Raw genomic sequence first — 23,906 nt, forward strand, 5'->3', positions numbered from 1 at the left:
ACAGCGGGTTGGGAGATGAGCGTCAATCCAGGGACAGATAGGAGTCCGATCCACATTATCGAGAGCAGACTCACCCAACTTCTGACCCTCAATGTCCGGGAATATCTCAGGAAGTGGCTTCCCCTCAGCATCTTCATAGGCATCGTGGGTGGGATAGGAGCCATCATTTTTCAGATCCTTCTCGATATTGTGTGGACGCTCTGCTACGGCCAGGGGACGGTGCCATGGTACCTGATACTCCTTTTTCCTGCCGCCGGCGGCTTGATCGTGGGATTGATCGTACACAGGTTCGCCCCCGAGGCCGCTGGACACGGTACCGATTCGGTGATTGATGCCTTGCACCAAAAGGGTGGGAAGATCAGGATACGGGTAGTTCCAGTCAAGATCATCGCCAGCGCCATAACCATCGGTACTGGTGGCAGCGCTGGTAGAGAGGGACCAATAGCCCAGATCGGTGCTGGACTAGCATCTTGGCTGGGGACAAAGCTCAAGCTGAGCCGTTCCGACCTGAGGATATTCGTGGTCAGCGGGATGGCCGCTGGATTCTCGGCCATATTCAAGGCCCCCCTTGGCTCGGCCATCTTCGCCATGGAGGTCCCCTACAAGAACGACCTGGAGACGAACGCCGTAATCCCTGCCATGATATCGAGCGTGGTTGCCTACCTCACGTTCATACCGTTCTACGGGACGAAGCCCATCTTTAATGTGCCGGTCTCGGAGCTGGCGATATCCAGCAGCAACATTTTTCTCGTGTTCCTAGTGGGGATACTAGTGGGAGTGTTGGGAATCGTTTTCGTCAAGGTGTTCTATGGGGCCAGGAACTTCTTCCGATCCTTGAACATGCCATTCTTTCTCAAGACCGGTTTCGGGGGGCTGATGGTGGGCGTCCTAGGTCTGGCCCTCCCCGAGGTGCTCGGTCTTGGATCCAGTACCATTCAGGGAATACTGAGCGGATCGTACACCTCGATCACATTCCTCCTGGCGATCGTGGTTGGCAAGATGGTCGCTACCTCCTTCAGTATCGGCTCTGGGGGGAGCGGGGGTGTGTTCTTTCCCTCGCTGCTCATAGGTGGAGCCCTGGGAGGGGCGGTGGCCTCCTTGTTCGGAATGGAATATCTTCCTCTTTGCGTGCTTGTGGGGATGGGGGCCATGATGGCCGGGGTTACCAAGACCCCTGTGTCCACTTCCATCATGATCACGGAAATGGTAGGGGGATACATGGCCCTTATCCCCATCATGATAGGCTCGGTGATAAGCTACATCATCACTGGAAGATGCACCATTTACGAGAAACAGATTGCCCAGAAATCATTCTCAATGGACGTTTCCTGCCTTAGTATGGTCAAGGTAAGCGAGGCCATGAACGACAGGATCATCACTATACCCTACAACGTGTCGATCGATGAGGCTTACCGGATCGCGAGAGACAATCCACACTACCTTTACCCTGTCGTCGATGACAACGGCAGGATCCTGGGGGTGGCCCCCAGGGAGAGGATAGACGAGGTCCATCAAAGGCTCCCGGACTCCTCCGTGATGCAGGTACTCCAGACCCACTTCGAGCCCGTGGACTCCGACAAGGAGGTCCTCACGGCCTTCGAGATCATGAACAACAAGCAGATCTCACGTATGATAGTTGTTGATCCAGAGGACCGAAGGAGGGTGGTGGGGACCATCACAAGGTACGACATCCTGAACATTATGGAGCATCTCGATGAGAGGCACCACGAGTACTGATGTCCTTCGGTAATCCCGATAAGTTGAAATACGGCAAGCCCCTGAAAGCGATTTGCTGGCTATGGTGTTCGAACTTCTGGATGAGCGGATACAGAGTGTCCTCGACGGAAAGGGTATAGGGGAGCCTACGGGCCCCCAGCGCGCCGCCATACCAGTGATACTAAGCGGAAAGAATGTCCTCCTGGTTGCCCCAACCGGAATTGGAAAGACCGAAGCGGCCATGCTCCCCATATTGCACAATCTTCTGGGGTTGGAAGGAAAGGGCATCAAGTGCCTATACATCACTCCCTTGAGGGCTCTGAACAGGGACATGCTTCGTCGACTGGAGGAGTTTGGTCAGCAGCTGGGAATAAGCGTGGCCGTCAGGCACGGAGATACCACACAGTCAGAGAGGAACAGGCAGTCCAGGAAACCGCCGGATGTCCTAATCACCACCCCCGAGACACTTCAGATATTGTTCACGGGAAGGAGGTTGAGAGAACATTTAGCCAACATCCGATATCTCGTGGTTGACGAGATTCACGAACTGGCAGATGACGAGAGAGGCGCTCAGCTCTCGGTGAGCATGGAGCGATTGGTGAGCCTGACCGGTGAGTATCAGCGTGTCGGCCTCTCGGCAACTGTGGGAACCATCGAAGAGGTAGCACGGTTTCTTGGAGGCAACGGCAGGAAAGTCTCCATCATCAGAGGTGACATCACCAAGGAGATGTCGGTTCAGGTGCAGAGCCCTGGAACAACCGATGCTGATAGGGATCTTGCAGGTACCCTTCAAAGCGATCCTCAGCTGGTTTCCTGCATGAGACGATGCCGTGAACTGGTTGAGAGGCACAGGTCCACGCTCGTGTTCGTGAACACCCGTGACACGGCGGAGGCTCTCGCCGCACGGTATCACGTCTGGGACGAGAATTTCCCGATCGGGGTTCACCACGGTTCATTGTCCAAGGACATTCGTATCCAGATGGAGGATGACTTCAAGGAGGAGAGATTGAGGGGCCTCATATCAACCTCCTCCTTGGAGATGGGGATTGACATTGGTTCGGCGGATTTCGCGATCCAGTACAACTCTCCGCGACAAGTTACCAGATTGATACAGAGGATGGGTAGAGCAGGTCACAAGGTCGGACTTCTTTCAGAGGGTGCGGTAGTGGCTTCCAATCCCGATGAGGTCGGGGAGGGCCTCGTCATATCCCGGAGAGCGATAACGGGGGAGATCGAGCCCTTGAGGGTCCGGGAGAATCCTCTTACGGTGGTGGCGAACCAATTGTTGTCGATGGGGATGGTCGGTGAGGTGGAAACCGATTGGGCTTATGAGACCATCAGGAAGGCGTACCCGTTCAGGAACCTGGCACGGTCGCGGTTCGATGAGGTTTTGGAGCAGCTCTCCCGTATTGGGCTGGTTTTTGTTGGCAGCGAGAGCTACCGCAGATCACGTAGGGGGATGAAATACTTCTACGACAACATCTCCATGATTCCCGATGAGCGCACCTTCAAGATCAGGGATATTGGCACCAGGAAGATTGTGGGCACCCTGGACGAGAGCTTCGTGATAACCTTCGCCGAACCCTTCGCCACGTTCATCACCCGTGGAAGAAGCTGGAGGATCGTGGAAATCGGAGAGGACGAGTTGCTGGTGGAGCAGGTGAACGAGATAGGCTCTGTCCCTTCATGGGTGGGAGAGGATATCCCCGTACCCATGGAGGTGGCAATGGAGGTGGGAAGGTTGCGAAGAACCCTTGATCTGGAGGGATATCCAGGTGACGAGGGAGCGCTGACGGTATTCCGTGATTTCGTCGAGGAGGGGGGCGAAGACTTCCCAGTGCCCACGGACAAGCTAATCACGATTGAGGTAGGAAGGAAGATGGTCATCATCAACGCGTGTTTCGGCACCCGTGTAAATGAGACCATCTCCAAGATACTGTCAGTGCTGCTTACTGCAAGATTGGGGGAGAGTGTAGGCGTCCGTACCGACCCTTACAGGATCATATTGGAATTACCGAGAGATCTGAACCCCCAGATCATTGTGAATACAATGAAATCCATCAGGGCAGACAGCATTGAATCCCTTATGAAGCTCGTCCTCAGGAACTCGAGTTATCTACGGTGGAGATTCGTATACGTTGCGAAGAAGTTCGGGGTTATAGAGAGGGATGCAGACCACAGGACAATACGCTTCCAGAGGCTGGTGGAAACATTCGAGGACACCGTCCTGGTCCAGGAGGCTATTGACAAGGTACTCTGGGAAGATCTGGACCTGGAATCCACTAGGGAGTTATCCAGGAAGATCGAGGAAGGGGAGATAGAGTTCCAGGTTTGTGGGATATCTCCATTCGGCAGGGCTGGACTGCAGCATTCAAAGGATATGATTATGCCCCAAAGGGCTGACCACTCCATACTCATGGCTCTCAAGAAGCGACTGGAGGTAGAGCCCCTATATCTGACATGCCTCAACTGCCACAAGCAGTGGAGAACCACACCGCTGAACGCGGAAAAGAAGATAGTGTGCCCTCATTGCGGAGGACACATGGTAGCCGCTCTTCACGGGTACAATAAGGAGGATGTGAAGCTCCTTAAAAAGAAGGATCCCAACGAGGAGGAGGGGCGTGAGGTGCGCCGTATGTACAAGAACGCGAACCTCGTCAAGGAAAATGGAAGACAGGCTCTCCTGGCGCTTGCCGGGAGAGGGATTGGCCCTGACGCTGCCGCCAGAATCCTCTCGGGGTTCTATGATAATGAGGACGAGTTCCTGAGGGACATCCTCAGCGCGGAGATCAACTATGCCAGGACCAAACGATTCTGGGATTGATCACCCCTATAGGCCGGGTTCTATCAGAACGGAAGAACGCCCTTTGCTATCTCCTCAAACTCTTCGTTCGTCAGTTTCCGCTTCTTCTCTATCGCGAATTCTTTCACCTTGGCCAAGATATCCATCGCTTGATCATCGGTTGGTTCCGGGAATCCAAGCTCCTCGGCTTTCATCCGGATGGATGAGATCCCTGATTTCTTTCCGAGTACGATATGCACATCATCCTGCCCGATCGTCTTAGGATGAATGGGGAACATGACCAGCGGCATTCCAAGCTTCTTGAGCCGCTCCCACCAGCCTATTACGATCCCAGATTCGCTGGCATAGAAGTTGTCTCCAACTATCGGCTTGTTGTCTGGCATGATGACATTGGTTCTTTCCTGTACCAATTTGGATAGTTCGTAGAGCTTGTCGAATTTGATATGTGAGAGATCGACACCATACAACATTTGCAGAGCACACAGGATCTCTTCGAGGGAACAGTTACCAAGTCTCTCTCCTATTGCGTTGACTGTGGTATGTACCACTTGACCTCCGGCCTGCAATCCAGCGATGGAGTTGGCCACAGCAAGGCCGAAATCATTGTGCATGTGCATCTCAACTGGTTTCCCAAGCCGCTTGATGATCTTCTTTGTCATGTATCTGATAGTTTCTGGAGTGCAAACACCGAAGGTATCGACGAGCGCAAAGGAATCTGCATGACCTTCGGTACTGACCTTCTCCATCAGATCGAGATACCAATTGATATCTGCCCGGGTGGAATCGATGCAGAAGAAGCAAGTGTAGAGACCGTGTTCGCCAGCATATGCGGTTGCCTCGATCGATTTTCTCATCGCAGTTTCCATGGTCCAACCATAAGCATACTCGACAATTTGGGTTGAACTAGGGATCTCCATGATGACTCCGTCGACACCGCATTCAAGGGCCAATTCAACATCACTCTTCATACACCGAGTGAAGGCGAAGACCTTGGCGTCCACCTCCTTGGCAATCTCCTTGACGGCTGCCTTATCATCTTCCGATACGGCGGGCATTCCTGCCTCGATGCGCTCAACTCCGACCTCGGCCAGTTTCAGGGCTATTGCCATTTTATCTTCTTTTCTAAGTACCACACCGGCCTGTTGTTCACCATCTCTAAGCGTTATGTCCTCAAATTCAATGTTTTTGGGAAAATCCACGAATGTCTCTTCGATGAAATTGTATGGTGATACCCACCATGAATCATTTTTCCACCTTGAATCGTCTTTCATTCCTGATACCATCCCACTTGCGATTTCGACCTTATCGGATTGTGCATATCGTAAACACACAACCAAATATTGTGGTTTTCATGATGTTAGGGAACATATTTAACAATATCTTAGAAATGAAACTGGCTATAGTTTTCCAAGCCTTCGACCTGCATATACCAATGTAATAAGTTCCTTTTCAACCACAAATTCGTAGCCCGAAGACACTATCATAAGAGGGCTTACCGCTGGCCTCAGAATTATCTAGAAGTGTTGGGTATCAATCGTTTACGGTTTCCAGCTTGAACATGACTCCCATCCCCTTCAAGGTAGCCTGCACCCTGTCGGCGAGGTAGAGCGCCTCCTCAATCGTAGCCTTATCATCCCATCGGTAGACGCTGTCATAATTACCCGTGGTAGCCTCGAAACCGAGGTTGTGAAGGGCTTCGATGACCTTGGAGGGCCTTTCCCCCTCGGAGCTGAAGGTTATGGTCAGGTACGTGAGCATCAATAATCATAATCTATAAACGTGGATAAAAACCTATCAACCCTGAGTCGGTATCTCATCGTCCAAGATGAGTTTTTCTGGTTGAAACCCTCGAGCTATGATGTAAATCTCGGAGCTGCTGGACCTCGAAGCCTTAGGAGAGTGAAGTTTGACTTCCTTGAAACATGACTCGACAACTCGACGGAGATCTCGGATCATATCCCCCTCGAACACCTTTGCCAGGAAACTTCCACCCGGACGAAGGGTTACCTTGGCGATGCTTAGGGCTGTTTCTACCAGACCGACCGATCTAGCGTGATCGGTCGAGTAGTGGCCGCTGATGTTGGGTGACATGTCGGAGAGCACCACATCTGCCTCTCCCTCAAGAGCGGCGAGCAACCTTCCAACGGTCTCCTCCTTCCTGAGATCGCCCCTGATGGTTTCCACCCCATCGATTGGAGGAATGGTTTGGAGATCGACGCCAACGACCTTTCCGCTTGGACCAACCGCCTCCTTGGCTACCTGGAGCCAACCTCCTGGGGCCGCACCGAGATCAACGACCCTGTATCCCTCCCTGAGCAGATGGAACTTGTTGTCTATCTGCTTCAATTTGAAGGCGGCTCGGCTCCTGTAATCCATCTGCTTGGCCTTCTTGTAGTAGTAATCGCTCCTCCTTGTTTGGAGCCAGCGCTTGGTCATCCCACTCCGATTCACATGAGAAAGTGATAAACCTTTGGTCTCCGGCAACAGAAGCATTTTTCAGCCGGTGGTCCATTATCCCATGAGGTACCTGGATGAGCCGCAAAGGTTGGACCTACGCCCAATCGGGAGTTGATATCGACCGCAAGTCGAAGGCCATAAGCACCCTGGTAGCCCAGCTAGCTTACAGGCGCAAAGGCCGGGGGACCATGGTCAAGGCAGAGGGGCAGTTCACCGGAATGATCGATTTCGGGGATGTTCTTCTGACCCTCTGCACTGACGGGGTGGGGACCAAGCTACTCGTGGCTGAGACAATGGGCCGTTGGGATACGGTGGGTATCGACTGCATAGCTATGAACGTCAACGACACCATCGTTGTTGGTGCAGAGCCGATGGCCTTCGTTGATTACATTGCTATAGACCGCCCTGACGAGGAGTTGACCTCGCAGATAGGACTCGGTCTTGAGCGCGGGGCGGAGCTCGCCAACATGGACATCGTTGGTGGGGAGATAGCGGTCATGCCAGAAGTCGTGAACGGAGTGGATATCTCGGGAACCTGTCTTGGATTTGTTCCCAAGGAAAAAGTGGTGAATTCCGACAGCATAGAGGTGGGCGATATGATCATCGGTCTGCCGAGCTCGGGTATCCATTCCAACGGACTAACCCTTGCTAGGAAGATAATGGCCTCCGAGAATGTTGACTACTCGGAGAAACCATCCGTTCTGGAGAGATCCGTGGGCGAAGAGTTGCTCGTTCCTACTGAGATCTACGTTCGTAGCGTATTGAAGCTTCTAGATAGCTGCCAAGTGAGGGGCATGGTCAACATCACTGGGGGTGGACTTCGCAACTTCCTGCGCCTGAAGGGTGGTGTGAGCTTCGAAATCGAGAAGCCTTTGGATCCAAAACCAATATTCAGCTACCTCCAGGACCTGGGTTCGGTCGAGGACCGAGAGATGTACCAGACATTCAACATGGGAATGGGCTTCGCGATTATCGTCTCCGAAGCAGATTCCGGAACTGCTCTAGAAGCTCTTGGCAATGATGCGAGTATTGTGGGCAGAGTCTGCGAGGGAAATGGCGTTGCCATCCCCCAGATGGCCATCTCTTATTTTGAATACTGATCCTTCATCGTGTTGACTGCCTCACGCCGTGGGCGATCACTGCAGAGACCGCTCCCATCGCTGTGCAGGTTTCCAGCGACATACCCCTCTCGCTTATGTCCAGGTGCGCCTTGGCTATCTCGTGAACATTCTTGGGAACTCCCCTTGGACCAAGTCCGAAGATGAGGCAAATGCCCTCCCCTCGAGAGAGCTTGTCTATCAGTTGCTGCACGCTCACTCTCTTATTCTCCTGGGGCTTACTGGTTGTCAGTATCACATCTCCAAGCTGGGGAGGGAATCCCCTGGCCGGATAGGAGAATGATTGGAAGCGCCCCTGTGAGGCTAGCTCTCTGAGATATCTCCCATCATCCCCAATGGTTGTAGTTTCGGCCACCCAATCGGCCAGCTCCCTCGGTGTAGATGGTCCATCTGGGAATGGAAAACCAAAGGTTGCCAGGTTCTGATCCAAAGCCAGTGCTAAGGCCCCGGCCCTAGCCAGTGCCCTGCGGTGAGCCTCCCTGAAGTTGTTAGGATCGTATGAATTGAAAAGGCCAATTGTGGCCCTACCTAGCCTTGCCACGGCATCTAGAAGGTTCTCATAGTATTAACCGTGAGCGGGCTATTCGAAAATCGGTACCTTCTTCACATTCACCAGGGAGTCCCCCTCCCATTGGAACCTCAGTCGATCCCTTCCCTTCCACACTCCCTTCTTGAGGATGTACCCTACCATCAAGCTCATGCCAATGGTCGCCTCCACATATGCAACGCTCTTGGTGGCCTCCCTGTTGATTTTTCCCCAGGATTGGGCCTCCTCGAAGGTGCAGCCTGAGAGACCCCCCCAGAACGGCACATCAGTCGTTATCTGGACAGCATAGTGGTGGCCCCCCTTGTCGTATCCCATGGTCTCGGCTATGACCTCTATCTGCTGGATGAAGTTCTTAGGTACCCCACCACCGATGTATATGACGCCGGTCTTCTCCGATTTGAGCTTGATCTGGGTAAGCTCCCAATTATCTCGGATTGGGTCTAGACGCATGAACTCTTTGCCTTTCTCTCGATTCCGAACATGAGCGCCCGTTAGACCTATACCGATGGAGGAATCGTTCAAGGCTGGAACGAATATAGGGACGCCATATTTGTATGCGTTGTGCAGGATAGAATTCTCATCATCAATGGTGGATCCAAGAATTTTCATGAATTCCCGACTAGAATATGTTCTGGGTTCCAGAGTCTCGGCGATGTCCCCAATGAAGGCATCGGTCTCCCTGAACTTCTCCTCATCAACGAGAGTATCATATATGCGATCGATAAAGTGATCTCGAAGAAGGAGATCGTCAATATTTGGAGAGCACTTATAGTGACTATATCCTCTTGCCTGGTAGAAATCCTGATAGGGGATAGCCCCGATAGAGACTATGGCGTCAACAATACCATAGCGGATCATGTCCGCTATCACCTTTCTCAGACCGCCCGCCACCAAAGGACCTGCCAGGCCCATGATTATAGTTGGCCGTGATTCATCCAATAGAGCCCTTTCATAGGCTATAGCGCAGGTTGCCAGTGCCCTGCTTTGAATCGAGCTGTCCTTGAATGCCTCTACAAGATCCGCTACCGTACTTATCGATTCGAAATCGATCGATCTGACCTTTTCATTCAGAAGGTTCTCCCTAGAGCCCATACTAATTCCCTCTTTCAAGAATACATCTTACCAAAGAATATAAAAGTTCGATCCGGGGCTTGCCATCTAGTCCGCTCCGCCCTTCCTGGGCCTGCTGCATATGGCATACTCATCACCATCAAAGAATACGTCGAGGTCTGGATGCTCTGCTTGGATCTCTTCGATCTTCTTGAGGACCTCGCGGAGTGTAAGGTCTCCGTGCTTATCAATCCTTACATGGACACGCTTCTCCATTTGCAACTCCTGGCCTCAGCCCGATTGCTAATTAGATGCATAGACAGTATATATCTTTTTGTCCATATTGGATGTAAAATTGATATCATTCATTGTCTTGAATGGTAACATTCAGAGATATTTCATGAACATATGCCATGAGATAATACTTAATAATGAACGATTCACAAGAGCCGAGCCAGAGCGAAATCATAAAATAGGTACTGGGGTCTGCTTGACAAATACGAGCGAAGCCGATGGGTGAGTTCGATTGAGCAATAAACGAGAGGAAGACGGTGACGGGCCTCGATCCAGCACCGACAAACCCATGCCGGGAGAATCAGGAGCCCTTGTGCAGCCAATGCCCGATCATGGCAGCATGGAGAGATTAAAGAACTGGCTTCTTGAGGATGACGAATCCACTGAATCCTGGATCGGAGATGTGGCAGATTCGATAGCCATTTCAGACCAGACCTCTCATGTATTAGATGACGATATTGGCTCGAATTTGACTCATGCGGTTGCCTCAGACTCGGCACTAGTCGAGGAAATCAATGAGCTTCGGAAGCAGAATTCCGAAATGAGAGCGCGAATGGATATCGCGATTGAAGGACTTCCTAATGATCAGGCCAGCGTCCTAAAGAAGGAAATGGAACTGATGGACCTGGAAATGAATCTCAGGGAAAGAGAGAAGAGTATCGAGGAGTCCATGAGCACCCTATCCAACAAGGAACCCGGATTGGAGGAGCGGTTCCAAGAGGAACTAAGGGAGAAGGAGGATGAGTTCCGTAAGAGGGAGGCTGAGTTCAACCAAAGGATCGAGCAAATGGAAAAGGAGCTCAAGGAAAAGGAATCTGAGACCCGCTTAAGGGAAGAGGAACTCAGGCTGGCAAAGATGAACGGTCCAGAGGTTGAAAGGGAGTTCGAGGCGAAATTAAAAGATATAAAGAAGAAAGAGCAGTTCGTGGACCATCTTGAGGAAGAGGTGAAGAATCTCAAGGCGGAGATGGTCCAAAAGGATGAAGAGTTGAAAAAAATAAAGGAACTGCTGAGTTTCAAGGATTCTGAGTTCGGCCATAGGGAGGAGGATCTTCTATTCAGAGAGAGACGGATGGAAGAAGAGAGGCGAAGATTCGAAGAGGCGAAAAAGGAGGCTTCGGGTCTCGAAGAGGTGGAGATGAAGAAGCGCCTTGAGTCCCTGAAAGAGGAGATCCAAGCCAAGGAGGAAGAAATCCGCAACAAGGAAAAATATCTTTCCTCTAAAGAAAGTGAGCTGAGGAGGAGAGAGCATAAAATCATCAACGAGGAGATCGAAGCGCGTGATGAGGAAAGGGCCATCGAGATCCAACAGGCAAAGGTCAAAACGGGTAACCACAGGTTCGATGACCTGCTGTTGGGGGGCATTCCCTTCGGTTCGAACATCCTTGTTCACGGACCTCCATTCACTGGAAAAGAGGTCATGATGGGGCAATTCGTTGCCGAAGGACTTACCAAAGGTGTTCCCTGCGTCTGGGTGCTCACTGACAAGACCCCCTCTGACATCAGAGAGGAAATGAAATTCATCATCTCCGGTTACGAGGAATACGAGAGGCTTGGTCTCGTGAGTTACATCGATACCTATTCGATGAGCATGGGTCAGACCACGGAGGACCCGTACACGGTCTTCATAGACGATCCGACAGACCATAAGAAGATCATGGACACTGTTGAGAATAAGACCCATGAGTACTTGGAAAGCGGCCACAAGTACTACCGTTTGGCTTTCCGGTCCTTATCAACTCTCATCGCTTATTCTGACCCTATCTCCACATTCAGATTCATGAGCCCGTTCTGTGGAAAGCGCAAGAGAGACAAGGCTGTTTCGTTGTTCGCAATGGAAAAAGGAATGCACGGGGAGCAGGAAATCCAAATGATCGGTTCAGTTATGGATGGCATGATCGACTTCAAGATAGATCAGCTCAAGACCTTCTTCTCGGTCAAGGGAATCACTGACGTTCAGTCTCGCTCCTATATACGATACACGGCCACCAAGTCTACCCTCAGCATAGGGTCCTTCTCGCTCGATCACATCAGGTGATCAGGCAACCTCAATACCACCCTGGTGAGGTTTTCCGCCTTTCTTCTGGATGTCGACTCTCGGAAGGGGGAAGGGTGGAGGGAGCTTGACATCCCTTGAAACCAGAAGAGCCGTTGGCAGGCAGTTACTGACGATCACGTTGTGGACGATGTTGGCCTCCTCGACTGGCATCGTCGAGGTTTTGCTCCACTCATCGATAAGTGGATCGACCCCCTCACCGACCATCACTGAACCTTCGATCTTTATGTACCCCCTGTTGGCATAATTGATGAGAAGGCGGAACACGATGTTGGCGGAGTCCACACCAGTCTTCGTTATCTCTGTAATGGAGCTGTTCTGATCCACACGCACGTTCTGCGTTTTCTCGCTAGCTTGGGCAAATCTCTTGGCCTCTATTGCTAAAATCTCGAATGAAGTAACTTTCATGGGATCACCGGAAAGGGCAGACCTCAATTGGCCTAGGAAGCTTAAGACCTTTACGACAGTATGATAATAAGAAAGAGAAGTGCCGCGGGCCGGACTCGAACCAGCGACTTCAAGATTTCGGATCTCTCCGAGGGAGAGAACTTCAGTCTTGCACTCTCCCAACTGAGTTACCGCGGCTTACTGGTTTGGGAAAAAGAGAATCGTTGTAATAAACTTTGGGAAGATTTAGACCAATGGTAATTCCTCAAAGTATCGACGACCCTAACTGATAAAGAGGGTTTATGACCCAATATTACTGATCGACTAGAGGCAACGATCAGGCGGCGCAATTCCATTAAAAGTCCAATCAGGAGCATTAATCTATATCTTAAATGATAATAAATGAGGAAGTCGGACTCTTTGTCGTATTGCGCAGGTAGTAATTTTCAATATTTGGCCTGCAGCCAGTAGGTTATAAATAGTCATAAATAGCTAGAATCCCAGAATCGGATGCCTGGCTAGGTGTATTGATGTTGAGCTCTTCAATTCGTAGCAAAATACCGAAATCTAAGAGGCGAAGATTCCTCAAGCGGGATCGCGAAGGAGTAGCCTCAACTGTCGGTACAATCATGGCTCTCCTGGTGTTCCTAGCATTCCTTGGTCTTTTCACCAACACATATATCCCAATTTGGATGCTCGATAACGAGCGGGGGCATATGAACGAAGTGATGAATGAGTTCGGTGAATTCAAGTCCAGGATAGATGCGTTGATAGTTAATCACCAGACCACTGGATCAAGTTCCATTACCATGTACACCCCATTCACCCTGGGAGCTGACGGTGTGCCCGTGTTTGCCTCACCGACTATCGGTCAAATGAGTTACGCGCCTAGCGGTACATCGAATGAAACAGGAATCGATGTAGACTTCAGCTATGACCCCGGAACAGGGACCGTAGAAGTCAATAACTCTGGTGGAGGAAAGATGGAGCTTTACGCCCCCAATAGATACTATGTCCAGCAGTGGGTAGCGTACGAGAACGGGGCAATATTTGTAAGACAAGTAGATGGCCAATCTATTAGGGCGTACCCTAGCATCAATGTCCAAAAAATGAGTGCGGGTCAGGTCAATCTCAGCCTAACGCAAATCGATTTCATAGGCTTGAACTCCTCGGTTTCGGGAACAGGATCCGTGGGAGTGACCATCCAGCTGGACTATCTTGATTCACAGTATTATACTTCGATAGCAGGCGAGGTTCGAGTTACAATAACTACGCTTTACAACTCATCGTGGATGAGTTACTTCACCGGAATATGCTCCAATGCGGGGTTGGTAGAGGGTGTCTCCGGTAACTACACACTGACGGATGTGCAAGTGACCGACGAGATACACAGTATCGAATTCACCATACTGGATTGTGGTTCACTGACCTATAATCGTGCGTATGTGACGGCCACCATTCAGACCTGAGGAACGGTGTGAATATGGAGGAAGTGGAATCAATAGGCCCTGGGGAAACCAGGGGGACAGAACCTTTCGAGGATAGCGGAGAGGACTTCGAGTACTTCTCAGGTAAAACGACCTTCAAAGATAGGGTCAGAGACTCATATCTCAAATTCCTCAGAAGGGTTTCTCACAACAAGGCTTCACGAGTAAGGCTTCCTATTGGCGAACTGGCCCAGAGAATTGAATGGTCCAAAGGCCGTGGATCGGTCATCACCGAGATTCCTCAGATAGATGACCCTGAGATCGAGACGATTGATGTCTATCAGGTATCTGAACCCTACTCATACATCCGCGTCATGTTCAATAACAGGAACAACGAGTATCTTGTGGAACCGATTGAACCCAGACTCTCTGAGAAGGAGGATAAGCTCTTAAAACTCATCAAGGACACATTGCATCGTACACTGGGTTATGAGTGGGATAAACTCTCGGAATTCGATAAGGAAGAGTACTTGACAGAGAGTGTTGAAAGTTACATCTCCAGCAGGGGTACTAAAGTTGATCCTATCACCAAGAAGAAGATCGAATATTATATCATACGGGATTTTGTCGGATATGGATCTATAGATGTCTTCATCAAGGATGAATGGGTGGAGGACATTTCCTGCGACGGTGTGGAGGTCCCGCTATTCATATTCCACAGGAAATACGAGAGTGTCAAGACCTCCCTCATATTCAACAAGGAAGATGCCCTCAACTCATATGTCGTCGCCCTTGGCCAAAGATGTGGAAAGCAGATTTCGGTTTCCAATCCAATACTTGACGGGACGACACCCGAGGGTCACAGGATCCAGGCCACCTATGCTCGAGAGATCACTACTAGGGGCTCCACCTTCACCATCAGGCGCTTCAAGGAAAAACCATTCACACCAGTGGATCTTGTATCCTCGGGGACGGCGAGCCCAGAGATGATGGCATATTTCTGGCTCGGGGTAGAGCATGGAGAATCAATGATAATTGCGGGCGGTACGGCGAGCGGCAAGACATCTACACTCAATTCAGTCGCCCTATTCATCCCTCCTGGTGCCAAGGTAGTCACCATGGAGGACACTAGGGAGATAAATCTCCCGCACGAGAACTGGATACCTGGAACCACCAGAACTGGGACCGGGGAAAAGGGTCCAGATGGTAAACATCCGGGCGAAATAGACATGTACGATCTGGTCCGTGCATCACTGAGGCAGAGACCTAATTACATCATCGTCGGTGAGGTGAGGGGACGTGAGACCTACATCATGTTCCAGGCGATGGCGACTGGGCACACTACATATTCTACCATGCACGCCGATTCAGTCAAGTCCATGGTCAACAGGCTTGAGAATCCACCGATCAACTGCCCAAGGATCCTCCTAACCGCATTGAGAAATGTGGTAATCCAGAGCCATGCAAGGGTTGGAACGGATCTGGTTAGGCGTATCAAGCAGGTGATTGAAATCGTGGGTTTTGAACCTGAAACGAACGAGCTGATCAGCAACACAGTATATGAGTGGGATCAGGCCACTGACAAATTCATCTTTAAGGGTCACAGCTTCCTGTTCGACAAGATAATGGAGATGAAGAGCCTCACCCATGAGGAGATGTCGACGGAGTTCGAGAGAAGGGTTGACATAATCCGCTACATGGTATTCAAAGATATCAACGATCATCGGGAGTTATGGTCCCTGATCAACAATTATTATAAGAATCCAGAAAAGACACTGGCAAGGATTAGGGAAGAGATGAGAGAAGGAGGGTTGGACATTGTCGCCTGAGATTTCCGACATATTTGCCAGGATGGAATCCACGAAGACGGAGTACCTGAAGACAAAGAGAACGGAAGATAAGAGAATGGACTACGGCCCTCACCAGATTCGCCTTCCCGTTGGCGCGACACCAACTTACATCAAGCTGACGAAGTACCAAGAGTTCTGCTGGAGGATTCTTGGCGGATTTGTACGAATGAGGACCAAGCCCAGTCCTAAGCTCGAGCAGTCATTGCTTGAAGCGCATATCAGGATGAGGCCCGAGGAGTACCAGGCGTACGCCTGGATGAGCGCCATCCTTGTATTGATCGTCATGGCCATCATTTCGGCTGTGGCCGGAGGAATTATCTGGGGGTTCATAGGAGTAGATGCCAGCCTCGTTCTCATACTGACAATAATGCTCATCGCAATCCCACCGGTTGTGACATATGCTATTCTGATGGGATCGCCATCATCCAAAGCGAAGTCGAGGGGCAGGGACATCGACAAGAGGATAGGTCCAGCCATGAGCTTCATCTCGGCAATGGCCTCGGCTGATGTCAACGTTGATGTGATATTCAAGGAGCTGTCGAGACAGGATATTTACGGGGAGATCCGGAATGAGGCCGAGTGGATTACCCGCGACACCGAGCTCCTGGGCACCGACATTCTAACTGCAATTAGCAAAGCGGCGCAGAGGACTCCTTCGACAAAGTTCCAGGAGTTCCTGCAGGGGGTTGTCACCACCTCCACCTCAGGAGGTCAGCTGAAGCCCTATTTCCTCCAGAAGGCAGAACAGTTCGAGAAGGAGTATAAGCTTGAAATGAGGTCCCAGCTGGAGACCCTGGGGCTGATGGCGGAGTCCTTCGTGACCGTAGTGGTGGCATTTCCGCTATTCCTGGTGGTAATCATGGCCATCATGGCAATAGTGCCAAGTGGAGGGGCAAGCGGGGAAATGACGGTGACTCTACTGTACCTGGTAGTGTTCCTGATGATTCCCATCTCACAATTCGGTTTCATCTTCTTTATTTGGAATATGACGAAGGAGTCACAGATGTAGGGAGGTTTGGAAATGGCGGATAAGGATATCATAGATATAAACCAGCTAAAGGTTGCCAATAAGGATCACGCCAATACAATCCTCATCATCAGCGTGATCGGCGCGATCATATTGTTCGTGATCGGCGCCCTCGATGCAATCGGGGGTATAGAGACCCCCATTGACTGGATTCAATTTGCAGCCTTGGGTCTGATGGTGATCTGTGGTCCCTACGGATTCTACGTGTCAATGAAGCACAAGAGGATAAAGGAGATTGAGATGCGGCTGCCCGACTTCCTGAGGGACGTCGCGGAGGCGGGTAGGTTTGGAATGACCCTAGCGGAAGCGGTCGTCGTTGCATCCGGAGGGCGATACGGAAAGCTGACCCCAGAAATCCGCAGGATGGCTGCCCAGATCGACTGGGGAGTTCCGGCTGCTGAAGCTATGAGGCTCTTCACTATGCGTGTGAACACTCCCCTTGTAAATCGAATGATGTCCATCATCATAAAGGCCAACGACGCCGGAGGGAATGTCGCTGATGTACTCACCATGGTGGCCCATGATGCAAGGGAGACCATGCTCAACCAAGAGGAGAGGAAGATCGCCATGTCCACATACATGGTGGTGACTTACATTGCGTTCTTCGTTTTCATCGCTACCATAATCATCCTGAACTCCACTTTCTTGCCTAGGATGGTGGAGGCGGGCTCCCAGGTCGCCGAGGGAGCTGAAGGAATGAATGTTGACAACATGCCCACCACCATTCAGACGGATATTATACCCCAGGTTCAGTTCATTTTCATAGCTGCTGTGGTAATACACGGTTTTGGAGATGGCATCCTCGCGGGTGTTCTCCAGGATGGAAGGATCAGTAATGGAATGAGGCATAGTTTCATCATGTTGTTAATTGGGCTGATCGGTACGAGTTTATTGTGAGGTGATACAAATGGTCGAAGCCGTAGAGCAGACATCCGAGGAGATCCTTGACGAAGAAGAGGAAGAGGGACGCAAAGTCAAAGCTGGCTTCACAGGAAAGTACCTCTCGTTGCTGCTCAAGATCCGTAATAAACCGATGAAGGTCAGGATACCTTCTGGTCTAGAGGCGCTTAGTATAGACAATGTCACGGACGTTCCAAAGATATCTGATCCAAACATAGATGAAGTTGAGATGAGTGCCGTCACAGACCCATATTCCTACGTGAGGATCAAGTACGACAACAAGGACGGTGATTATCTTTACGAGGTCATCGAGCCCAGTCTGGCAGTTGATGAGCAGAACCTACTGGAGATCCTTAAGAGCGCTCTGGTTATGACCTTGAATTTGGTCGAGAAGAAGACCCTGGAGGAGAAGGAAAAGCTTCTCGCATCGGCAATGGATCTGCTCCTCAAGGACTTCGGTGTCACCCTACACCCACTATCGAGGGAGAGGATCCTTTACTACCTGAAAAGGGACTTCATTGGATTTGGGGTCATCGATGTGATGATGATAGACCCAAACGTGGAGGATGCATCCTGTGATGGGGTTAACATACCTCTGTACATTTTCCATCGCAAGTACGGATCAATTCGATCCAACATCATATTCGAGAAAGAGGAGGAGCTTGATTCCTTTGTCGTCTGGCTAGCACAGAAGAGTGGTAAGCACATATCTGTTGCAGACCCTCTACTGGACGCCACCACACCAGATGGTTCGAGACTTAACGCAACCCTTGGTAAGCACGTAACAAAGAGAGGCTCTTCCTTCACCATCAGGCGATTCAAGGAGAACCCTTTCACACCAGTCGATCTCTTGAAGTTCAAGACAATGAGCACTGACATGATGGCATACCTATGGACTGCGACTGAATATGGAAGTTCCATGCTGGTCTGTGGAGGAACGGCGAGCGGAAAGACCACAACCCTGAACGCCGTGTTGCTGTTTATTCCACCCCAGATGAAGATCGTTTCAATTGAGGATACAAGGGAACTTAACCTCCCACACGAGAACTGGATACCTGGTCTCACCAGGGAAGGTTTTGGAGGTAAAGCCTCTGGAAGCGGTGGAGGATCCATAGACATGTTCGATCTTCTGACAGCTTCCATGAGACAGAGACCTCAATACCTGATGGTGGGAGAGGTAAGAGGAAAGGAAGCATATGTTGTCTTCCAGGCAATGGCCACCGGAAAGACCGCATATTCCACATTCCATGCGGAAGATGTTCAGGCCATGGTCCACAGGATGGAGAATGACCCCATCAACCTCCCCCGGGCTCTAATGACGGCCCTTGACATAGTCCTTCTCCAGGCACAGGTGAAGGTCGGTACAAAGATGACCAGGAGGGTGAAATCTCTAACCGAGATAGTAGGAATGGACCCTGAGACGAGCGAATTGATCACCAATTCCGTTTACTCCTGGAACCCGGCTGATGACACTTTCAATTTCAGTGGACACTCGTATGTTTACGAGAAAGTCAGGACAATAAGGAACTGGTCTCCCCGTGAGATGGAGAGAGAGATCAAAAGGCGTGTGGACATTCTTGACTACATGAAGCTCACTGGAGTGGACAACTACCGTCAGGTCGCAAAGATTGTCTCGGCTTACTACAGGGATCCAAAGAGAATTATGGAAGAGGTAACGAATACGCTTGAGGACATAGAAGATAGACAGGCTTGATCCGTTTACCCATATTCCGTTGACCTCAGATTGAGTCAGATTAGATTCTCATTCACGTCTGGATATATTTGAAGATCACTTACTCTATAATAAGAATGTGAAAAAGAGAAAGGGGGTTAAGGGGTTTGTTACGGCTCAGCGGATCTGTATCAATCGCCTTCGCTTAGGCCTCCTTTGAATCATCGGAAGTTGACTCTGAGGATTCATCAGTAGATCCCGTGGGCGTTTCGGATCCCTCTTCGGAGGATTCCGTTTCCTCACCTATCTCGCCTTCTTCAGCTTGGTCGGCCTTGGACTTACCTGCGGGTCTCCTGACAATTCTCCTAAGTGGCCTCTTCTTGGGCTCTTCCTTCTCGGCGACCTTGGTCTCGAAGAGGGTGCCGCACTTGTGGCATATTGACGAACCCCTTGGATTCAGAGTACTGCATACTGGGCATGGGAAGGCTCCGCTCTTTCTCTTCTCCTCCTCCTCGCTGAGCCAGCTCTCAAAGGAGACATAGTTGGGTTGCTTCTTCCACCATGCAATGAACTTTGCCTCGGAGTACTTCTTGCCAATCTCCTCCTTGGCCCGACTCCTCTCGTCATCGAGCATGGAGTCGTACTGTTCGCGCATTTTCTTGATGTACTCATCCTCTTCCTCACCAATGGCTTCACCTATGAACTTGGCTCCGCACTCTGGACAGACGTTCGCACTCGCTGGTATCCACGCACCACATTCGCTGCATTTTGCGGTTCCTGTCTCGAACAATACCCCGCACTTGGGGCATTTCTTAGAGTTCTCTGGTATTAGGGACCCACACTCTCCGCATTCCACCATCTTGCCCAGACCATACTTGTAGAGGTACAGGGAGAAACCGATGATGACCGCTGCGACGACAACGATGATGATCAACCACACCCACCAAGGAATGGAAGACTCCTCGAATATCGGCTCGACGTAGATCTGCTGGGTATTGAAATACGCAGCTCCGCTGATCTCGACCTCGACCTTGATCATGTAGTCGCCCCTCTCAAGCCCCGGAGGGATGTAGACGAGCGTCTCAAAGTACCCTGTGCTGGTGGTTGATGTCGTACTAGCGTCTCCAATCTGGTTTCCAAGGACATCGGTGAGGCTCGTGGTCACCGTAAGTCCTGGCAGTGGCTGATCGCTAATCTCATTGGTGATCGTTCCCCTCACGAAGACATTGGTGTCTGGCTTGTAGTTGGTGATGCCTCCCAGATCGATGACGATGAGCGGTTGGGGCGGCGTCACATTGAATCCAGTACTGATGTTGTCGTTATCGTAGCGCCTCTCCTCGATAGACTTGTCGAAATTGACCCATGCTGCAATGTTGTTGTAACCCACAGTAGCATTGATTACCCATGTCTCGTTGACGAAGGCTGTACCCTCGGCCGAGATGTCCAATGAAACTCTCGCAATGTCCACGATGTAGGAATCGTTGTCGATTGCATACAGCCATACCTCGACGCCGAGAACGGAGTTAAGGCCGTCGTTCTTGACAGTGGTCACGATGTTCACGATGTCGCCCACAGAGGCGTTATCAACTGCTTGTCCGTTGCCAAGTACCCGAACAGGTTCGGTGAATGAGAGATCTGGCCTGTAGTCGATCACGTTGATTGTGGCTGATGTGTTGTCGTTCGAATAATTGGTCTCCATTATTGTGTGGTCTGGATTGACCTGTATGAATATGGTCCGAGTCTCCATCTTCTGGTAATTGGAGGTATTTGCCTGCCAAACACCTATCGCCGCCTCTGTCTCTGACGACATGATCTGCGGAATGATCACCTCATCAATGATCTCTCCCGTGGCTGGGTCACCTACCCAGAATCTGACAACGACATTGTTTGCCGTGCTCTCGCCATCATTCCTGACATCGACCTCGATCTCGAGCATGTGTCCGACTTCGACTTGACCGGCAGGAGAGAATTCCACATCGATTGGAACCAGATCAGCATAGTCCTTAACGAGGACTTCAATTATCACCTCGTTGTTGTCATCTCTGGCCTCCTCAATGAGCCCATCCTCATCCACGATTACCGTGATGGTGTGGTTGCCTGGAATATTGGGCGTCCATGTAATGGTTGTCTGAGTCGTTGCGTTGGGGAATATCTCTGGGATGATAGCATATCCCACAAATGTTGGTGTCCCCGTTGGGGGGGTATCATAGACGCTCACATTCACGTTCGTAGCGGAAACATCGCCATCATTTGCTACCCTCACCGTGATTACCGCGCTTGTATTGGTGGTAGGTGAGGGAGGGTTAAACGATATGTCGCCTGCCTCGATTATCAGATCTGGTATGCCCCGGACATCGACCCAGGTGTAGTTCATGTTGTTGGTCTTATTGATCTCTGGAATGTTGCCATACGGATCCACAACCACTGATAGGTTGTGCCAACCGAGAGGATAGGCCGCGATCCATGTAACGTTGACGTATGCGGTCTCTCCAGGGTTTATCCTCGTGACCACGACGTCTTCGATGATGGCATCGTTATCTTTGAACCTGACCAGCACTGAGTTCGCGGGAACAACCCCGATATTGCTGACATTGGCCTGCAGGGCCACTGCCTCTCTTCTGGCTGGATTCAGGTCTGAGACATGGAAAGGCGGATCGAGATCTGGTAGAGCGCTGCTTATCTGAATGTCCGCCTCAAGATCGTCCCTGTAAACTGGTGGACTGTAGGGATCAAATGAGACCGGGGTGTCGATCTCACTATCATATCTCTCGCCATCATACCAGTACGTTGCATTGATCCTGTAAGTGCCATAGAACTGGAATCCATCAGATGTTATGCGGTCGCATAAGCACTGGAATAGGTAGAGACCATCCTCACCAGATACTCCGTATGAATAGTATGTTCCATTGTAGTAGTAATCTGCCTCGACATAAGCACCGGCAAGTGGGGCTCCAGTACCATCAAGTACCAAGATCTCAAGCCAGCGATAGTGAATGATGACTGCATCCTCTTTCGCAACAAGTGCTGGGGCGTTGATACTTGTGAGATAAGCGACTGAACTGCCTCCGAATCCAGACCAGACTCTTGTGAATGTCGAATTAACTGCGAGGATCATGGCGTTTGAAGTCGGTGTTGCCACGATGTCCGCGTTCACTATCGAATCGGTCACGATTAGAGAGGAGTTGTTATTCATTTCCAAGGTTATCTGGCTACCGATCTCAGACGGATCCACGATGATTGAGGAATCGTCGAAGAGATATACCCTGAGTTTGTGATTCGATGTCAGGGTGGAGTTGATCATTGTGAGTATACCTGAGTCTTCCAGAAGCACCTGGAACTGGTTATCGAACTCCTGAACAACATTCAAAACGGCCTCATCCAGAATCAGCTCTGCGTTGTCCATTACGATGATGTTCCCAACCTGATTGAATGTTATTCTGCTCAAGGTTAGGGTGTCGTCATCACCAAGTACGATGTCCTGTGGACCGACCGAAAGATCAACCGTTATGTTTCTGAAGGCTGTGTTGTTGTCGTAGCTGTACTCCTCGATGGCCCGATCACCATTGACCACCACATAGATGGGGAAGACCCCTATCTGCGAGGGGATCCATATGACTTGGGTCGAGTTTGACCCGCCAACAGGAACATTAACGCTGGCTGTTCCTATCTTCGTGCCGCCAGAATCGGGATTACCGGCATAGAACTCCACACTCGTATTGATGGCGCTGGCTCTTCCATGGACATTACTGATGACGGCCCGAAGGATGACCTCGGTGTCGGTGTAGGCGGGTTGAGGTGTGAAGCTAATCCCGTCCGTGGTGACTGAGAGATCAGGTAGTTGAGCCAATACGACAACCTGATGGGAAAGTTCGTTGTTGTCCTCCCGTGCCTCTATCACATTGTGATCTGGGTCGGCCGTGGCTGTTAGAATGTGAGTTCCAGCTTCTGGACTCGACCAATCTGCCACCACCACAACGGAATCGCCTCCTTCGAGGGTTCCTATCGTGGTATTGAATATCTCTATTGTGGCATCAGAGTGGAAGTCAGTGAGAACCACGGTGAAATTGGTGGCCGCAGTGAGCCCGGTGTTGTTGATGGTAATGCTGATTTGGACATCATCGTCGTCATATATGGGTTCGGTGTCCAACTCGATCGAAGAGACCACCAGATCTGGTTTATCCAACATCAGGTCAGATAATACTACTGTAACTGCATCTTCCGCATCAGCCTCATCCATGGCAGGATAGACACTGAATATGGGTTGGCCAGATGCATAGAAGCTTACATCAGTAGCATTCGTATAGGTGATGTTGAGATCGTAACTTCCAATAATGAAGGAGTTTGGCATAGATGCCTCATTCACCATCTCAATGAGGAGTGGTAAATACGCAATCCCTGCAGGTCCTGTCTCCTTGAATGATGTGGTATCCTTACCTAGATATTCCAGTATACAATCTGGAGGGGCATCCTGAACTCCATCGGGAGTGTAGTAGTTAGCAGGCACACCAGCAGGGAGTAGAGTGGCATTAACCACCGCTCCACCAACTGGTAGATTCTGGGAGTCAAAAGCAGTAAGGTTCAACCATCTGTAGATGTAAACCG

At 50.6% G+C, this 23,906-nt stretch carries 16 protein-coding genes and 1 tRNA gene; 9 read left to right on the forward strand and 8 right to left on the reverse strand.

Features of this window, described 5'->3' with window-relative positions; all coding sequences use genetic code 11:
- Positions 1 to 15 precede the first annotated feature (15 nt).
- Together GKC03_07845 and GKC03_07850 are read left to right on the forward strand one after the other, a co-directional pair.
- Positions 16 to 1,737, forward strand: a complete 1,722-nt coding sequence (locus GKC03_07845) for a chloride channel protein (protein ID NYT12440.1) — start codon at positions 16 to 18, stop codon at positions 1,735 to 1,737.
- A gap of 61 nt (positions 1,738 to 1,798) precedes the next feature.
- On the forward strand, positions 1,799 to 4,540 hold the full coding sequence (locus GKC03_07850; protein NYT12441.1) for a DEAD/DEAH box helicase: 2,742 nt from the start codon (positions 1,799 to 1,801) through the stop codon (positions 4,538 to 4,540).
- 23 nt (positions 4,541 to 4,563) lie between these two features.
- On the opposite strand, the gene GKC03_07855 is transcribed toward GKC03_07850, so the two are convergent.
- The 3 genes from GKC03_07855 to GKC03_07865 all read right to left on the reverse strand — a co-directional run bounded on the left by GKC03_07855 (position 4,564) and on the right by GKC03_07865 (position 6,955).
- Complete coding sequence (locus tag GKC03_07855) at positions 4,564 to 5,790, reverse strand: pyruvate carboxyltransferase (protein NYT12442.1); 1,227 nt, start codon at positions 5,788 to 5,790, stop codon at positions 4,564 to 4,566.
- A 259-nt stretch (positions 5,791 to 6,049) separates the two neighbouring features.
- Positions 6,050 to 6,277 carry a hypothetical protein gene (locus GKC03_07860; protein ID NYT12443.1) on the reverse strand — a complete coding sequence of 76 codons (228 nt, stop codon included), beginning with the start codon at positions 6,275 to 6,277 and terminating at the stop codon, positions 6,050 to 6,052.
- Between the two features lie 36 nt (positions 6,278 to 6,313).
- Positions 6,314 to 6,955, reverse strand: a complete 642-nt coding sequence (locus GKC03_07865; protein NYT12444.1) for an RlmE family RNA methyltransferase — start codon at positions 6,953 to 6,955, stop codon at positions 6,314 to 6,316.
- Between the two features lie 95 nt (positions 6,956 to 7,050).
- On the opposite strand from GKC03_07865, the gene GKC03_07870 reads away from it, so the two are divergent.
- Entirely contained in the window at positions 7,051 to 8,076 is a 1,026-nt protein-coding gene (locus GKC03_07870) for a phosphoribosylformylglycinamidine cyclo-ligase (GenBank protein ID NYT12445.1), read from the forward strand.
- A gap of 4 nt (positions 8,077 to 8,080) precedes the next feature.
- Here the strand turns inward: GKC03_07870 and GKC03_07875 are convergent, their stop codons facing one another.
- Positions 8,081 to 8,635, reverse strand: coding sequence for a DUF531 domain-containing protein (locus GKC03_07875; GenBank protein ID NYT12446.1), 555 nt, complete (start codon positions 8,633 to 8,635; stop codon positions 8,081 to 8,083).
- Between the two features lie 39 nt (positions 8,636 to 8,674).
- A complete protein-coding gene (locus GKC03_07880; protein NYT12447.1) occupies positions 8,675 to 9,733 on the reverse strand; it encodes a deoxyhypusine synthase in 1,059 nt (352 codons plus the stop codon).
- Between the two features lie 484 nt (positions 9,734 to 10,217).
- On the opposite strand from GKC03_07880, the gene GKC03_07885 reads away from it, so the two are divergent.
- Positions 10,218 to 12,023, forward strand: coding sequence for a recombinase RecA (locus GKC03_07885; protein NYT12448.1), 1,806 nt, complete (start codon positions 10,218 to 10,220; stop codon positions 12,021 to 12,023).
- Here GKC03_07885 and GKC03_07890 read toward each other — a convergent pair whose 3' ends face one another.
- Both GKC03_07890 and GKC03_07895 read right to left on the reverse strand, forming a co-directional pair.
- A complete protein-coding gene (locus tag GKC03_07890; GenBank protein ID NYT12449.1) occupies positions 12,024 to 12,449 on the reverse strand; it encodes a hypothetical protein in 426 nt (141 codons plus the stop codon).
- Positions 12,450 to 12,529: 80 nt separating this feature from the next.
- Positions 12,530 to 12,626 (reverse strand) — tRNA-Phe (locus GKC03_07895).
- Positions 12,627 to 13,057: 431 nt separating this feature from the next.
- On the opposite strand from GKC03_07895, the gene GKC03_07900 reads away from it, so the two are divergent.
- The 5 genes from GKC03_07900 to GKC03_07920 all read left to right on the forward strand — a co-directional run bounded on the left by GKC03_07900 (position 13,058) and on the right by GKC03_07920 (position 19,346).
- The gene (locus GKC03_07900; protein NYT12450.1) at positions 13,058 to 13,897 is read left to right on the forward strand and encodes a hypothetical protein; all 840 of its coding nucleotides are present in this window, start codon (positions 13,058 to 13,060) and stop codon (positions 13,895 to 13,897) included.
- A gap of 14 nt (positions 13,898 to 13,911) precedes the next feature.
- A complete protein-coding gene (locus tag GKC03_07905; protein ID NYT12451.1) occupies positions 13,912 to 15,684 on the forward strand; it encodes a type II/IV secretion system ATPase subunit in 1,773 nt (590 codons plus the stop codon).
- A gap of 76 nt (positions 15,685 to 15,760) precedes the next feature.
- The gene (locus GKC03_07910) at positions 15,761 to 16,714 is read left to right on the forward strand and encodes a type II secretion protein F (protein NYT12452.1); all 954 of its coding nucleotides are present in this window, start codon (positions 15,761 to 15,763) and stop codon (positions 16,712 to 16,714) included.
- A 12-nt stretch (positions 16,715 to 16,726) separates the two neighbouring features.
- Positions 16,727 to 17,629, forward strand: coding sequence for a type II secretion system F family protein (locus GKC03_07915; protein NYT12453.1), 903 nt, complete (start codon positions 16,727 to 16,729; stop codon positions 17,627 to 17,629).
- A 10-nt stretch (positions 17,630 to 17,639) separates the two neighbouring features.
- Complete coding sequence (locus GKC03_07920; GenBank protein ID NYT12454.1) at positions 17,640 to 19,346, forward strand: type II/IV secretion system ATPase subunit; 1,707 nt, start codon at positions 17,640 to 17,642, stop codon at positions 19,344 to 19,346.
- Positions 19,347 to 19,509: 163 nt separating this feature from the next.
- On the opposite strand, the gene GKC03_07925 is transcribed toward GKC03_07920, so the two are convergent.
- Positions 19,510 to 23,838, reverse strand: coding sequence for a hypothetical protein (locus tag GKC03_07925; protein ID NYT12455.1), 4,329 nt, complete (start codon positions 23,836 to 23,838; stop codon positions 19,510 to 19,512).
- Between the last annotated feature and the right edge of the window lie 68 nt (positions 23,839 to 23,906).

Source organism: Methanomassiliicoccales archaeon (assembly GCA_013415695.1).
Lineage (GTDB): Archaea > Thermoplasmatota > Thermoplasmata > Methanomassiliicoccales > JAAEEP01 > JAAEEP01.

What these genes read in the sequence shown, in the direction of transcription:
- GKC03_07890 (NYT12449.1), bottom strand. Translation starts at nt 12,449, where the DNA reads ATGAAAGTTACTTCATTCGAGATTTTAGCAATAGAGGCCAAGAGATTT.
- GKC03_07860 (NYT12443.1), bottom strand. Translation starts at nt 6,277, where the DNA reads ATGCTCACGTACCTGACCATAACCTTCAGCTCCGAGGGGGAAAGGCCC.
- GKC03_07865 (NYT12444.1), bottom strand. Translation starts at nt 6,955, where the DNA reads ATGACCAAGCGCTGGCTCCAAACAAGGAGGAGCGATTACTACTACAAG.
- GKC03_07910 (NYT12452.1), top strand. Translation starts at nt 15,761, where the DNA reads ATGGACTACGGCCCTCACCAGATTCGCCTTCCCGTTGGCGCGACACCA.
- GKC03_07900 (NYT12450.1), top strand. Translation starts at nt 13,058, where the DNA reads ATGGCTCTCCTGGTGTTCCTAGCATTCCTTGGTCTTTTCACCAACACA.
- GKC03_07880 (NYT12447.1), bottom strand. Translation starts at nt 9,733, where the DNA reads ATGGGCTCTAGGGAGAACCTTCTGAATGAAAAGGTCAGATCGATCGAT.
- GKC03_07905 (NYT12451.1), top strand. Translation starts at nt 13,912, where the DNA reads ATGGAGGAAGTGGAATCAATAGGCCCTGGGGAAACCAGGGGGACAGAA.
- GKC03_07850 (NYT12441.1), top strand. Translation starts at nt 1,799, where the DNA reads ATGGTGTTCGAACTTCTGGATGAGCGGATACAGAGTGTCCTCGACGGA.
- GKC03_07855 (NYT12442.1), bottom strand. Translation starts at nt 5,790, where the DNA reads ATGAAAGACGATTCAAGGTGGAAAAATGATTCATGGTGGGTATCACCA.
- GKC03_07845 (NYT12440.1), top strand. Translation starts at nt 16, where the DNA reads ATGAGCGTCAATCCAGGGACAGATAGGAGTCCGATCCACATTATCGAG.
- GKC03_07920 (NYT12454.1), top strand. Translation starts at nt 17,640, where the DNA reads ATGGTCGAAGCCGTAGAGCAGACATCCGAGGAGATCCTTGACGAAGAA.
- GKC03_07870 (NYT12445.1), top strand. Translation starts at nt 7,051, where the DNA reads ATGAGCCGCAAAGGTTGGACCTACGCCCAATCGGGAGTTGATATCGAC.
- GKC03_07915 (NYT12453.1), top strand. Translation starts at nt 16,727, where the DNA reads ATGGCGGATAAGGATATCATAGATATAAACCAGCTAAAGGTTGCCAAT.